The following is a 14,185-nucleotide window of genomic DNA, read 5'->3' as shown; positions in this document are numbered from 1 at the left end:
ATCCGATAGCAACCCATGTAAATATTAAATAAACCATGCTAATATGAAGATGGCCGGTAAAATAATCATTGCTCTTCTATTGATTAACAATCAAGCTTCATCACAAAGCAATGTAAAAGCTGATACCTGGCTGTTCAATGATAGCCATTTCCACCTGACAAATTATATACAGGAAGGAATCAGTGCTAAGAAATTTATTGAGTTGATGGGCAATAAAGTAGGACGTTCAACCCTTTTTGGAATACCCGTGCAGCAGCAATGGTCTTACCAGAATTCTGGAAAATATGCACCCAGCTATTATCTGCAAACAGATGCACCATTGTATTACTACTCTTTTACCGATGCCTATATAGCAATGCAGTATCGGTCACTTAGCAAAGAGCAGCAAAGTAGGCTTGATCCTATGATCACCGGTTTCAATCCTGCTGATATGTATGCGGCCAAACATATTGAACGTGTTCTCCGGAGTTTCCCTGATGTCTTTACAGGCATCGGGGAATTCTCCATTCACAAAGAGTTTGTTTCATCAAAGATAGCCGGCGAGGTTGCCAGTCTCACTAACCCTGCACTTGACAGCATCCTTGAATTTGCTGGTAAAGCAGGATTAGTGGTCGTGTTGCACAATGATATGGATATGCCAATGGCAAAGGATAAAACGGAACCAGTATATCTAGAACAAATGAAAGATGTTTTGAAGCGACATCCGAAAACCACAATCATCTGGGCGCATATTGGTCTCGGCCGTATTGTGCACCCGGTCGGACTTTCATCTACTCCTACCGGTGAAAGATCTTCAACGCATATTGATATTGTAAAACAGATTCTTGATGATGCTTCTATGCCAAATGTGTATTTTGATATTTCCTGGGACGAAGTGGCGAAATATATAATCAGTAGTTCAAGATCAATTGAGAACACCGCGAAACTAATGAACAATTATCCTGACAGGTTTTTGTTTGGTACCGATGTAGTGGCCCCCCCGGATCAACCATTCTACATGGCAGTTTATGATATGTACACGCCTTTATGGAAAGCACTTACACCGGAAGCAAGCGAAAAAATAAGAAAGGGAAACTATATCCGGCTTTTTGATGAAGCAAGGAAAAAGGTCAGGGCCTGGGAAAAAAATAACATTGTCCCTTAAGAGGATTACTTGCTATGGGTACAGATATGGGTTCTCGCTACAGCCACTTGGGAAAAATACGCAGGAATTACGCCGGATGGTTGATATCTCATAACAAGAAAATTATGAACCAAATACCTCCAAATATGTTGACGGTTGACTACTCGAAGAAAAATCTTCAAAAGTCATCTTTCAAAAATAAGAACCTCGCCAATGTCAGCTTCGTTGATAGCGATCTCCGCGGTGCAGATTTTAGCGGCGCAGATTTGAGTGGTGCTGATTTTACTCATGTTAAAACGGGGATTACTCCGGTTAACACTGCCCTGTTGTTTCTGTTTGCGCTGGCTATCTCGTTGGTTTCAGGCTATGTTGCGATGCTTGCCGGTACTACTGTCCAGGGAATGCTGAAATCTGATGATCATAAAGTAAAACTTGCGGGCTATGTTTCTATCGTGCTCATTGTTGTTTTTATCGTCTATAGCTATTTAAAAGGAGGCAGAAGTGTCATCAGGAACTTACTAATCCCTGTTATCATTATTTCTGTATTAATTGGTGTTGCAGGTTATATCTCAGGTATCGGTACAGGCCGGGGAATGTTTTATATTATTCTCTCTTTGGTATTGGTGTTCATTATGTTTCTCATTGGCACCATTGCCAGGGCCTCCGCAGGAGTATTGTCTTCTTCCCTACTGTTCCTGGTTGTTGCAATTGCAGGAAGCGTATTTGGCAAAAGCGTTGGTGGTGGAATCGGAACGGTAATCATGGCCATTGCCTGTGCACTTATCAGCAAAAGAGCACTAAGCGGTGCAAAGGGTTTTAGGGGATTAAGAAAAATAGCATCTTTTATTACAAACAAATTCGGAACATCTTTCCGAAATGCAAAACTTACAAATGCCAATTTTGCTGAATCAAAAATTCATAATGCTGATTTCACTAATGCAGATTTATCATCGGTAAATTGGGGAGATTCAAAAAAGATAAACTGTAGTCCGGGGTTGGAAAAATATTAGTATAGAAACTTAAACAAATACTGCAGGAGATAAAGAAAATAGGTGGAATTAACATAAAACAATTCAAATGACAGGCATAGAAAATACGGGTCAGGTAATTCCTCATATTCCAAACAGCAACGAACTGGCAGTCGAAAGAACATTGCTTGCGCATGAACGCACATTGTTAGCATGGGTGAGAACTGCTATCTCGATGATTTCATTTGGATTCACTATATATAAATTTTTCCAGGAAACGAGCAAAACTCCGGAGGGGGCTGAACGTTGGGTGAGCCCACGTATTGTAGGAATGACCATGATCTCCTTTGGCATTTTAGCTTTGATGTTAGCTCACTGGCAACAACAATTGGCTATGAGGAAACTTAAAAAGAATTCTCCGGATCTTCAAAGGTCGATTTCATCAATACTTAGTACGCTTGTGTTGGTATTTGGTCTTTTATTGTTTTTAGGAGCATTATTCAGGCAATGATGATTATCCATATACATTGCTTAACAAAACAGCATTCAGATGCCAAACCTTGAATTATTTTATTAATTTTTTTTAATCCGCAGGCAGATTGTTCAACTATTCATGAATGAAAATTATCACGGTATGCTTCGCTTTGCTTTTCTGTGGTTCTGCTTATTCACAGGCTTTAAAGGATACATTATTTTTTAGCAATGGTTCTGTGATAGTTGGGAAACTGGAGTCAGTTAAGCTTGGTGTAGTATTATTTGATCCGGATGATGCAAACGACATCACCGTTCAACTGAGAAGACTTAAAACTATTTCGGCCAATAGAAAGATTTTCAGGATTGAGACGGTGGCAGAAGAGGTACATTTTGGAACGATGCTGGCACATCCTGATATGAACAAAGTTTATGTTGCAACAAGTCTGGATACTTTAATAATAAATGTGGAAGATATTTCGGTTTTATATGCATTTGATCAAACAATAGCTGAAAGATTTTCCGGCTCTGTTGGCCTGGGCTATACATATACAAAATCAAGTGGGTTCGGAAGGTTGAATTTTGATGCAAAAATAAAATACACTTCAAAAAAGGCTGAATTGAGCCTGGCTACACTCGGGATCTATACTATATATGACAGTTTGTTAAGCAGGGAAAAAGAAGAGGTAAGCATCAAATACAATTATTATTTTATCAGGAAATGGTTTGCCACTGCATTCGTGGTTTATCAACGAAACCTTGAACTGGGCCTCGAAAGAAGGTACCAGGAGGGCCTTGGCATTGGAAATAAATTCATAACGAGCAAACATGTATACTCCTGGGCCAGAAGCGGTGTGGTAATTAACCAGGAAAGAGGTACAGATGATATCAATTCAGGCGTGCTGACCGAATTATTCGGACAATTGGAGATCAATTTTTTCAGGTTTGCAAAACCAAAAATAAACGTACTCCTTGCCGAAAATTTTTATTATAGCCTTTCGCAAACAGGTCGTTTTAGAAACGATGGTTCATTAAATGTTACCTGGGAAATTTTTAAAGATTTCAATTTAAGTCTTGAACCATATAATAACTATGATAGCAAACCACCAATTTCAGGAGGTGACAAATTTGACTTTGGAATCGTTTTCGGGATTAATTATAAATTCTATTAATTAAAACAAGTATCGCGTACAAATCAGGCCCATTAAGAATTTAGCTATTGAACAAAAATCGAAATAAACAAAACGGTATCTAGTCTTTCTTAAATAAAATAATTGGTTATGAAAAAATTAAGTTTAATCCTTTTGATGTTTTGTGCATTTGAAGGGAGAGCCCAGAAACAACCCGAATTCAGGTTGAACATTTATGGAAGTTATGTTTTTGATGACAGGGTCGATTCGTATTATTCAAATACTTCTTATTATGAGGGAACCGTCAAAGGCAATCTTCTTTGGGGTCTTGGAGTAGAATATATGATTCAGCCTACTATGGGCATTGAACTAACATATTTACGCGAAGACACCAAAGCGCCAACTACCTATTATGATGATCAGGTGATTGTTAATAACGTAAAGACAAAGGAATTCGACCTTGGCATTAATTATCTCATGCTTGGTACTACCAAATATTTCCCGCTGAGTGAAGTTATCGAGCCATTCTTTGGCCTGGCATTGGGTATTGGTATAATAAACGGCTCTGATCCTTCAACCAGTGAAGAACGTAATGCCACTAAGTTCGCCTGGACAATAAAAGGGGGAACAAATATCTGGGCATCGGAAAAAGTGGGAATAAAACTGCAGGCCGGTCTGACATCCATAGCGCAGGGAGCTGGTGGGGGAATATATTTTGGAACAGGTGGAGTAAGTCCTGGTTTATCTACCTATTCTTCTATATTCCAGTTTTCACTTGGCGGTGGGGTTGTTTTCAAGTTGGGTGGCAAAAGAAATCAATCACAACAATAATTTGTTGTTTGATTCCTCGAAATCAGATTTTAATAAATAAGTGGGATCTGCCTATCATCGTTACCAAACATGCGTGATTCATCTCAGTTTAAGCAATGGTACTTTGTTACCGTGAAATAAATTACAACTCCGCAACGATAAACCTGGTACTCATATCTGAATAATGGAAATAATTAAACATATTGTAGTGGTTCGCTCTGGGAATTGAATTGTTGGCTGTTGCGGTCATTGTTGGCGGTGTGTTGATAGTGGGCATTACCCGTGGCACTGTCCGCTACCTATTCCGCCTGGGGGAAGAACGCGCGTTCGAAAATTACAAAATTCAACTAATCAGGCCGCTTTTGCTTGGTCTTGAATTAATGGTGGCAGCGGATGTAATCAGAACTGTCATTTTGGAACTGACGCTGGCCAATGTCGCTATACTTGGACTCCTGGTACTTATTCGTACTTTATTGAGTTGGTCTCTGGCAGTAGAACTGGAAGGGCATTGGCCCTGGCAAGCATCTTCAAATGAAGCAAGGGCAAAAGAAAATAAACAGGGGCTTTGACCCACCCTTTAATCCATATCACTGTCAATATATAAACCCGATTCACCCAAAATTTAATATTGTTATTTCTTCGGAATTATAATAAGAAAATGGTTGAATCAGGTAAAGTTGTCCAGTGTTTAATTTTCACAATGAATCCCGATTCCTCTCAGCCCATAATATCGGGTCACGACATTCATTACTTTTGCCGGAAAAAATTATGGCAGGAAAAACATCACCGCATATTTTAAGCACATCCACAAATCTGTTGGGATTTTGCCTGGTTGTAATCACTTCGTTGCATATCGCACAAAAATCTCAAACTACCCTTGTTGATGAGTTTACTTCCCTGGTAGCCCTTTTACTTACGTTTTCAAGCATCTTGTCTTTCATTTCGATCAGAACAAATAAACCACGCATCGAAAAAGCCTTTGAAACGATTGCTGACCTGCTTTTTTTCACATCACTGACCGGCACAGCCGTCATCATCATTTATATCACTATTAGCTTTTGGAACATTTGAAACCAGCAATCTTTAACCTAATATGCCCTGTTCACCCGGTACTGCCGGATTGATGGCCATAAAAATATTTAAATAATATAAATTTTTCATATTTTCATTTCGTTGAAGAAACTAATTGCCATAATTCTTTTTACTATTTAGAAAACAGCCTGTACAGGTTGTTAAACTTGTCTATACAAACCAATAACTGGTCTGTAATACCTGCTTTCGTTTTTAAAAACAGGTGGCAAACCATAGCCTCATAGCAATCAACTATCAAAAAAACAACTACCAGATATGCCTTATATTCCACTGGAAGCGCATTTGCCGGGAATTACCGGGCTGCTTGAATACAGGAAAGACACTGCAGCTCCCATTCGTGAACTGACTCAGGTTCTATTACGCGGACCATCTTCATTAACGGAGGGGGAAAGAGAATTAATTGCAACCATCGTATCTCACCGGAACGAATGTACATTTTGTGCGACGGCCCATACTGCCGCAGCTGATGTTTTACTGCAGGAGTCAGAAACCTCCGAAAAAGTAAAAGAAAACATTGCAACTGCCCCGGTAAGTGATAAAATGAAAGCACTACTCACTATTGCTGCCCAGACACAACAAAGCGGCCTTGCGGTAACAGAAGAATCAATACAAGTTGCAAAAGCTGCCGGTGCTACTGACATTGAAATTCATGATACAGTATTAATTGCTGCACTTTTCTGTTTGTACAACCGCTATGTAGACGGCCTGGCCACCGTTACACCATCCGACCCTGGCTTTTACACAGGATTGGGCGAGCGTCTCAAAAATCATGGTTACACCAGGTTGCCTCAGGGTTATGATCATTTAAAAAATAACTCATGAATCAACAGGAAAAAATAACTTCCTATCATTGGATATTATTTAATGTGTGATTCCTGGCAACTGCTTTAGCCGGGATAAATTCCCGTTGCCGCTCACAGAACAGTAAATAAACTATATCACCCTTTGCCAATCGAATAATAAATTCGATTGGCAAAGGGTGATATAAAAATTATCGTTTAAGCAACAACGTTAAAGCTGGCGATTTTTATGGTATAATACATAAATTACTTATGGCCTGATAATGGTTCCATCGCTTTTTCGAACCTGCCACCTTGATTTTGTGCCAATAGGATATTTTGCGGCCTCCTTTTCATTAACATCCACTCCAAGACCGGGAACTTCGTTTACAGACATATATCCGTTGCTCATAGTAGGGCAACCAGTAAATATGCTTTTTAATTTGTCTGAAAAATTTACTGCCTCCTGGATGCCAAAATTCCAAACTGCTAAATCAATATGGGCATGAGCAGCATGACCTACCGGAGATACATCGCCAGGACCATGAAAAGCCGTTTTTATATTAAACCATTCCCCCAGCCTGGCGATTTTCATAGCTGGTGTAATACCGCCAATTTGTGAAACGTGCACGCGTATATAATCAAACCATTGATTTACCATCGGCATCTTGAACTCGTTGATATTATTAAATAGCTCACCCATGGCTATCGGAACCGTGGTACTTGCCCTGAGTTGTTTAAACCATTCCATGTTTTCAGGTGAGAACGGATCTTCCATAAAATAAGGACGGTAATCTTCCACGGCCTTTATCATATTAATTGCATCCATAGGCTGAACCCTTTCATGGATATCATGGAGCAGCTCCACTTCATCGCCACAAACCTTGCGGGCCATCTCAAACATCTTTGGAACTGCTTTGAGATAAGCCCGTTCATTCATAAAACTATCTCCTTCATAACCATATCCGGCTGCCTGGTAATCGGGTTTCTGGGCCAGCGCACCTACTCCACCATAACCACCTTGCTGTATCCGCACATGACGATAACCCTGGGCCATGAATTTTTGTACACTTTCGGCAACGGCTTCAGGTGTGGTTCCACTTGCATGTCCATAACAATCCACTGCGAAGCGGCTTTTTCCCCCTAATAACTGGTAAACCGGCATATTAGCGCGTTTGCCCTTTATATCCCATAAGGCTTCATCGAGCCCGCTCAATGCATTATTTAATACAGGTCCGTTTCGCCAATATGAACTGACATAAGCGGAGTTCCACATGTCTTCTATATTGTCTACATCTTTGCCAACACAAAATTCATTTAGATAGCTGTTGATAGCAGCAACAACAGCCACCGCCCTTTGAGTGAAGGTGGCACAACCTAACCCGTACAAACCAGGCTCTGTGGTTTCAACCTTTACAACTATAAGATTGATGCCTTCGGGTGCGGTTGCAATTGCTTTCACACTTTTTATCTTTACCGGGGGCACACCAACCTTATAGCCCGCATGTACATGCGAATCCTGCGCGTTAAGAACAGGACTTCCAAGCAGGCCAAATAAACCTGCGGTTGAGCCTAAGGCAAGCTTTTTAATCGTGTCTCTCCGGCTTGATGAAAATTCGGTTTCAGTTTTTTTCATGGACTTTTTTTTTAATATTATCCGATCAGGTTAAACTACTAAGATTTACTTTTCCCTTTTTACGGGTAAGCAGATGAATGATAATCCAGGCAATCAAATAGGTGAAGCCGCAAAGTGTAAAGATCAAATGATACCCCCCGGCCAGGTTACCCGCAGCTTTATAACTGTCAAGTAAACTTCCGATTAATATCGGAAATAAAATGCCGCCGACTGCACCGGCCGTACCTGCGATACCTGTTACTGAACTAACGGCTTCCGTCGGGAACATATCCGAAGCCATGGTAAATACGTTTGTTGCCCAGGCCTGGTGCGCGGCCACTGCGAGGCTTATGAGACTAACAGCTATCCATGCTTCGGTAGCAAATTGCGCAAGTATGATTGAGACTTCCAGCACTGCAAAAATGATTAGAGCTGTTTTCCTGGCCTTAAGAACGGGCCATCCTTTTTTGATTAACCAGGATGACAAGTACCCACCCCCAATGCTTCCCACAGTGGTGGCTGCATAAATAATCATCAACTGGAGGCTTGGTTTTTTAAGGTCGAGACTAAAAATGGATGAAAAATAAGAGGGCAACCAAAATAGAAAAAACCAAAAAATAGGATCAATAAGACCTTTACCGGTAATCATTGCCCAGGTTTGCGGAAACAAAAACAACTTTTGCCATTTTATTTTATTAATAGCACCTGCATTGGCAATTTCAGTATCCTGCCCACTTGTAATTAAATGAAGTTCCTCAGCTGACAAGCGTTTTTGTTTCGAAGGAATATCATAAAATATCAACCAGAAAATTAACCATATAAAACCCAAAGCACCTGTGATCCAAAATACCTCCTGCCAGCCATAATAATTTAAAATTAATGGCACAATAAACAAGGCGGCCACTACGCCGATACTTGTACCTGCGTTGAATAAACCGGTTGCTAATGCCCTTTCTTTTTTTGGAAACCATTCAGCTACCGTTTTCATGGCAGCCGGAAAATTACCTGCTTCCCCTAAACCTAATCCAACCCTGGCTAATCCAAATCCAAAAGCACTACGGGCTAAAGCATGAAGCATACCGGCTATACTCCAGACAACCACAGTAATGGTATAACCCAGTTTCGTTCCTATTTTATCTATCAGCCATCCAAAAAATAAAAGGCCTGCGGCATAGGCCGCAGTAAAGGCCATGATAATATGGGCAAAATCGGTTTCTGTCCAGTTAAATTCCTTCTCCAGTAAAGGTTTCAGCAGACCTATAATCTGCCGGTCGATATAATTAATGGTAGTCGCAAAAAACAATAAAACAACAATAAGCCATCTGTAGTTCCGGATTTTTTTTGTAGCAACAACCATTAGTTTTGGTTTGATAAAACAAGATTCATGAATTTACTTCTTCCGTCTTAATATAATTTATCAATTATTCATCCTACGTATTTAATCAATTACTTATCCCACCAGACCCTTGTATTCAGATCATTTTTTCCCTGTTGCGCAATTGCAGCATTTAAGTTAGTTGAATTTGTAATGATCTCGCTATCCGGATAAGGCATCCTGCGAATAAAATCGCCGGTAATTTCTGATCCTGGATAGGGATTTTTGGTAAGTGTAGGAAAGCCGCTTCTCCGGAAGTTAGCAAATAATTCAGGCCCGTTCATAAACGCCGATACCCAGTATTGGGTATTGATCTGCTCCAGAGCCGTAGCCATATTGAGCGGGTTAGCAGTGATATAAGTCTGAATATTGGTTTCACTAATGGCAGCGCTGGCATCATAGTCGCCCATTTGCCTCATATGAGATCTGATACCCGATTGGAATAGCAGGTTTGCATCACCGGTAGTCCATCCCCTCACAACGGCTTCGGCTAATAGTAGCTGAGTTTGGGAGAAAGTTACATGATACTCCTGGGCTGTTACCTTGAGAATCGTGTTTAGGTTTACCTGGGAATAGTCATATAAGCTGGCTGTTCCATAAGTTGGGAAAGTGTTTTTTATGGAAACATCATCATAGCCCATCGGCATACCAAGCTGTAAGGCCGGATCTGAAGTGGTCCGGGGAGGGGCCTGGTCAGCGCCGGACTTCGCACCGACATGTCTTACCGAAATCGATACCAGGCGTGGATCATTTTTGCTTTTTAGAAAATCGACAAATGGCTTTGCGAGGTAAAAGTTTGCTTTTTCCCTGGCAGTCAAATGAACAGCGATCCAGTTATTGTATAAACCTGTATGCCGCAAAATAGCATCATCATTGTTTGATAGCATCAATCCACCTGCGACAGCTTTAGCGACATAAGTTTTAGCGATATCAGGCGCAACCTTTGAAAGCCGCATGGCAGCTCTTAACAACAGCGAATTTCCAAATCGTTTCCATTTTATTATGTCACCACCATACAAAATATCACCGGTCGAGGTAGGTTTTGCAGCATCTAAGGCAACAGTGGCTTCATCAATCTCTTTTAATATGTCCTTATAGATCGTTTCCTGCTTGTCGTATTTGGGCTGAATGATTCCTGAAATAAAACCTTGTGCTGCTTCGGTATAAGGTATATCACCATAGGTATCAGTCAATATCATGAAAGCGTAAGCTTTCCATATCCTGGCTTGATTATAAAGGTTAGTAAGGGCGTTATTTTCCTTTGTTTTTTCAATTACATCAAAATTTTGTTTCAACACGTTCCTGTAAAAATTTATCCATACCGGGGTGGTGTTTCCGGGGTTAAATATATTATAATTACCACCCGACAATGAACTTCCAAATGGAGTAATAATCTGTTGAACAATTCCAAAATTGTAAGTCAACATCTGTAAGGTGGCAAAATTATCCGGGTATGTTGATTCGATAATCGCACGGTTCATAATGAACTGGGGATCCAGCGTGGTTGGATCAACCGTGTTTACGTTTAATTCATCGAAATCTTTATCGCAGCCTGAAAGCATACACATCGCTGTGATCATTCCAAGCATATAGATTTTAATCTTTTTCATAACTATTTTTTTTCTTGTACTTAAAATAATTACTCACTTCAGAACTTGATATTCAGGTTAACACCTATACTTCTTGTTGGTGGAACTGCGGTCCAGAAATCAAGCCCTGTCTCATTATCAGATATGTTGGCAATGTTCTCAGGATCCATATTTTCGGTCCACTTCTTCAGTATGGCTACATTGTTTGCAACAGCGCTGAGCTTTAGCCCTTTTATAAACTTTAAATTTTTGAGATGCCTGGTAAAGTCGTAACCCAGTGTAATCTGGCGCAGCTTCCAGAATCCCGACTCAAATACAAAATCTTCATTTACGCCCAGCACATTGGGTGTTTCATAAAATGGCTGAAGATCAGATTTGGCAGTATTGACTCTGCCATCAGGATTAACTCCGTCTCCAATTACATATCCCTGTTCACGACCAACCAGCGTTCGTTTATGTAGTCCATGCCGCAAAGCATTCATATTTGAACCGGCAATCATTTTTGAACCCAATTTGAAGTCTATTAACACAGTCAGATATATCCCTTGATAATTAAATGAATTTGTTATGCCACCAAAATATTTTGGCAGTACATTTCCGACATAAGAATCATAACTGTTCCTGAGTGGCCTTCCCCCGTTAGGGTCAAAGATCTGCCGGCCCTGGGCATCTCTCTGGTATAAAAATGTATACAAAGCTCCTATCGGCCTGCCCACAACCTGTTTAACAAAACGACCACCACCACCACCAACTACTATTACTGTATCGGCAGGAGACTGCCCCAATTGCAACACTTCAGATGTATTAAACGAAACGTTTGCACTTATATCCCACTTAAAAGATTTAGTATCTACAGGGACGATTGTTAAAAGCATTTCCAAACCTTTATTCAGGCTTCGGCCAACATTAATCAGTTGGTTTGTATAAGATGAGGCATCCGAAACCTGGGCTGCCAGGATCTGATCGTTTGTTATTTTACGATAATAAGTGAAGTCGAAACCTATCCTGTTATTCAGAAACTTCAGTTCAACACCGAATTCGGTTTCAGACACTCTTAGCGGGCGAAGATCGCCGTTAGGAATGGTTGAAGCATTAATGCCACCCACGGGAATATTTTGTCCAGATGGGTTAGGAAAAAGATTATTATTAACCGAATAGTACAAAACGTTCGAATAGGGAGCAACGTTATCATCCCCCACTTCGGCATAAGCAGCTCTTAACTTTCCATAAGTCAGCCAGGCAGGCAGCGTTTTTAAAGCATCCGTAAATACAAAGCTCGCTGTTACTGATGGATAAAGGATACTACGGTTTGAAGGAGCCAGCGTAGAGAACCAATCATTACGCGCCGTTACATTCAAATACAAAAAGTTTTTATAAGAAAATTCAGCCGCTCCATACAATGAATTTACTTTCCTTTCAGACTTGCTATACAACGGATCTTTTATTCTTCCATTCAGGATGGTATAAAGTCCTGGCTGAACAAAGTCAGTAACACTCACACTATTGTATTCCATCCTCCTATACATCTGGTTGCCACCAAGGGTAAGATCAAGTCCGAAATCATTTATTTTGGGACTGGCCCCAATCAAAAAATCATAATTTCTTTCCCGGAAGCGCCTGATATCCTGGGTATAGGAACCATTGATAAAACCGGTAGGTGCGGCTGGAATAGGCGCATAACCATTTGGAATATTGTAATCCTGGGCTCTTGTATACATATCCTGTGCTATCCTTCCCTGCACATAGATCCAATCGTTTACCTGGTACCGTAAAGCAATATTGCCAATAGTCCTATCCCTTTGGATATTTTCAAAACGATGGTTAACCGAATAATAAGGGTTGTTCCGTACTAAAAACCTGGACATTACAAATTCGTTCCCATTGGGCAATGTCTGGTTTTGCTCCATTGCATGAAATGGCATTGAGTTCGCCAATGTGTATAATACAGTAGGCACAGCCATGTCCTGGGTATTTACCTGGGGGGGATTTGAGTTCTCTTCATTAGAGTAATTAACGTTGCCCAAAACCGTCAACTCTTTTGTAACATTTTGGGTGAACCCAAGGTTGATGGTTTTTCTGTTGAATTCAGAATTTGGCATTATGCCCTTGTTATCAGTATTTGAGAAAGAGAGACTAAACCCACCGTTTTCGCCGGTATTTGAAACTGTTATAGTATTGGTGAGATTTTTACCTGTTTTGTAAAACTTTTTATACCTGTCAAAGACCGGTTCATAGGGATAGGTTTCACCGTCAAATAAAACCTGGGTCATTCCCGGCTGAAACTTTTCTCCAAAACTCCAGACACCTGATTGTGGAAATGGAGTTGTTGGTCTTACACCTCTTTCGCCCTGCCCATATTCATATTGAAAATCCGTGAAATCCAGGGGAGTATCTTCAGTGTAGTTCAGATTATAATCAACACCTATTCCCTTGGTTGTTCCCTTGGTTTTTGTAGTGACCATAACGACCCCGTCTTTTGCCCTGGAGCCATAAAGCGCAGAAGCAGTGGCTCCTTTTAAAACAGTGATTGACTCTATATCATCAGGATTAATGCTTGACAGGCCATCTCCTCCGTCAGTACTGTTTACCTGTCCGGCCCTGAATCCATTTCCGCTTCCAAGTCCATAAGTTGTATTGTCCATTGGTACGCCGTTGATCACTATCAGTGGACTGTTGAGGCTACTGAATGATGACTGACCCCTGATGCGAATCTTAGCTGAACCTGCAGGACCGGTTCCCATGGTGGAAATATTGACACCTGCAAGTTTTCCCTGTAGGCCACTGGCAACGTTTGGCGTCCGGTTTTCTGAAATCTGTTCAGCATTTACTGAAGCGGTGGCATAGCCAAGTCTTCTTGCTTCTTTCCGGATACCTAAGGCTGTTACAATAACATGATCCAGGTTCGTGGATTCAGGTTCGAGTTTGACGTCGATCACGCTACGTGATTCAACAGGGATGTTTTGCGGAAGAAAGCCAACTGAAGAAAAAATCAATGTGTCATTTGCCGGGACGCTGATAGCATATTTACCATTATCATCCGTGACAGCTCCCTGTTTTGTACTACTAACGGTAACGGTCACACGGGACAATTTTTCATTTTGGGGTCCGGTTACTGTGCCCGTAACATTAATATTCTGTGAAAACGAATAACCGTGGCATAAAAGCATTACAGCAAAAAAGAGTTTTAATGTTTTTTTCATCGCAATCGTTTTTAGGTAATGGTTCAAGGATAG

12 protein-coding genes are annotated in these 14,185 nt (G+C 40.7%); 8 read left to right on the top strand and 4 right to left on the bottom strand.

Annotation, left to right across the window (positions count from 1 at the left end; translation table 11 throughout):
- Window positions 1-49 precede the first annotated feature (49 nt).
- The 8 genes from VK664_RS02140 to VK664_RS02105 all read left to right on the top strand — a co-directional run bounded on the left by VK664_RS02140 (window position 50) and on the right by VK664_RS02105 (window position 6,416).
- Complete coding sequence (locus tag VK664_RS02140) at window positions 50-1,144, top strand: amidohydrolase family protein (RefSeq protein WP_461396949.1); 1,095 nt, start codon at window positions 50-52, stop codon at window positions 1,142-1,144.
- Between the two features lie 104 nt (window positions 1,145-1,248).
- The gene (locus VK664_RS02135; protein ID WP_461396948.1) at window positions 1,249-2,133 is read left to right on the top strand and encodes a pentapeptide repeat-containing protein; all 885 of its coding nucleotides are present in this window, start codon (window positions 1,249-1,251) and stop codon (window positions 2,131-2,133) included.
- Between the two features lie 67 nt (window positions 2,134-2,200).
- Window positions 2,201-2,602: a YidH family protein gene (locus VK664_RS02130; protein ID WP_461396947.1), complete on the top strand. Its 402-nt coding sequence runs from the start codon at window positions 2,201-2,203 to the stop codon at window positions 2,600-2,602.
- Window positions 2,603-2,708: 106 nt separating this feature from the next.
- Complete coding sequence (locus VK664_RS02125; protein WP_461396946.1) at window positions 2,709-3,734, top strand: DUF481 domain-containing protein; 1,026 nt, start codon at window positions 2,709-2,711, stop codon at window positions 3,732-3,734.
- Between the two features lie 108 nt (window positions 3,735-3,842).
- A complete protein-coding gene (locus tag VK664_RS02120) occupies window positions 3,843-4,523 on the top strand; it encodes an outer membrane beta-barrel protein (RefSeq protein WP_461396945.1) in 681 nt (226 codons plus the stop codon).
- Between the two features lie 212 nt (window positions 4,524-4,735).
- Window positions 4,736-5,071: a DUF1622 domain-containing protein gene (locus VK664_RS02115; protein WP_461396944.1), complete on the top strand. Its 336-nt coding sequence runs from the start codon at window positions 4,736-4,738 to the stop codon at window positions 5,069-5,071.
- Window positions 5,072-5,270: 199 nt separating this feature from the next.
- On the top strand, window positions 5,271-5,573 hold the full coding sequence (locus VK664_RS02110) for a hypothetical protein (RefSeq protein ID WP_461396943.1): 303 nt from the start codon (window positions 5,271-5,273) through the stop codon (window positions 5,571-5,573).
- 276 nt (window positions 5,574-5,849) lie between these two features.
- The gene (locus tag VK664_RS02105) at window positions 5,850-6,416 is read left to right on the top strand and encodes a carboxymuconolactone decarboxylase family protein (protein ID WP_461396942.1); all 567 of its coding nucleotides are present in this window, start codon (window positions 5,850-5,852) and stop codon (window positions 6,414-6,416) included.
- Between the two features lie 228 nt (window positions 6,417-6,644).
- Here VK664_RS02105 and VK664_RS02100 read toward each other — a convergent pair whose 3' ends face one another.
- The 4 genes from VK664_RS02100 to VK664_RS02085 form a co-directional block, all read right to left on the bottom strand.
- The gene (locus VK664_RS02100) at window positions 6,645-8,009 is read right to left on the bottom strand and encodes an enolase C-terminal domain-like protein (RefSeq protein WP_461396941.1); all 1,365 of its coding nucleotides are present in this window, start codon (window positions 8,007-8,009) and stop codon (window positions 6,645-6,647) included.
- A gap of 25 nt (window positions 8,010-8,034) precedes the next feature.
- Window positions 8,035-9,345: an MFS transporter gene (locus tag VK664_RS02095; RefSeq protein WP_461396940.1), complete on the bottom strand. Its 1,311-nt coding sequence runs from the start codon at window positions 9,343-9,345 to the stop codon at window positions 8,035-8,037.
- Window positions 9,346-9,434: 89 nt separating this feature from the next.
- Window positions 9,435-10,973, bottom strand: a complete 1,539-nt coding sequence (locus VK664_RS02090; protein ID WP_461396939.1) for a SusD/RagB family nutrient-binding outer membrane lipoprotein — start codon at window positions 10,971-10,973, stop codon at window positions 9,435-9,437.
- A gap of 38 nt (window positions 10,974-11,011) precedes the next feature.
- The gene (locus VK664_RS02085) at window positions 11,012-14,152 is read right to left on the bottom strand and encodes a SusC/RagA family TonB-linked outer membrane protein (RefSeq protein ID WP_461396938.1); all 3,141 of its coding nucleotides are present in this window, start codon (window positions 14,150-14,152) and stop codon (window positions 11,012-11,014) included.
- Window positions 14,153-14,185: the final 33 nt, after the last annotated feature.

The sequence above is a fragment of the Flavitalea sp. genome (assembly GCF_035489435.1).
Lineage (GTDB): Bacteria > Bacteroidota > Bacteroidia > Chitinophagales > Chitinophagaceae > DATHKG01.
Note: the sequence above shows the minus strand (reverse complement) of the source record. Positions and strands in the feature narration are given on the sequence as shown.

Coding starts and splice junctions, on each gene's coding strand:
- VK664_RS02125 (WP_461396946.1), top strand. CDS start 2,709: ATGAAAATTATCACGGTATGCTTCGCTTTGCTTTTCTGTGGTTCTGCT.
- VK664_RS02105 (WP_461396942.1), top strand. CDS start 5,850: ATGCCTTATATTCCACTGGAAGCGCATTTGCCGGGAATTACCGGGCTG.
- VK664_RS02100 (WP_461396941.1), bottom strand. CDS start 8,009: ATGAAAAAAACTGAAACCGAATTTTCATCAAGCCGGAGAGACACGATT.
- VK664_RS02140 (WP_461396949.1), top strand. CDS start 50: ATGGCCGGTAAAATAATCATTGCTCTTCTATTGATTAACAATCAAGCT.
- VK664_RS02095 (WP_461396940.1), bottom strand. CDS start 9,345: ATGGTTGTTGCTACAAAAAAAATCCGGAACTACAGATGGCTTATTGTT.
- VK664_RS02135 (WP_461396948.1), top strand. CDS start 1,249: ATGAACCAAATACCTCCAAATATGTTGACGGTTGACTACTCGAAGAAA.
- VK664_RS02085 (WP_461396938.1), bottom strand. CDS start 14,152: ATGAAAAAAACATTAAAACTCTTTTTTGCTGTAATGCTTTTATGCCAC.
- VK664_RS02110 (WP_461396943.1), top strand. CDS start 5,271: ATGGCAGGAAAAACATCACCGCATATTTTAAGCACATCCACAAATCTG.
- VK664_RS02130 (WP_461396947.1), top strand. CDS start 2,201: ATGACAGGCATAGAAAATACGGGTCAGGTAATTCCTCATATTCCAAAC.
- VK664_RS02120 (WP_461396945.1), top strand. CDS start 3,843: ATGAAAAAATTAAGTTTAATCCTTTTGATGTTTTGTGCATTTGAAGGG.
- VK664_RS02090 (WP_461396939.1), bottom strand. CDS start 10,973: ATGAAAAAGATTAAAATCTATATGCTTGGAATGATCACAGCGATGTGT.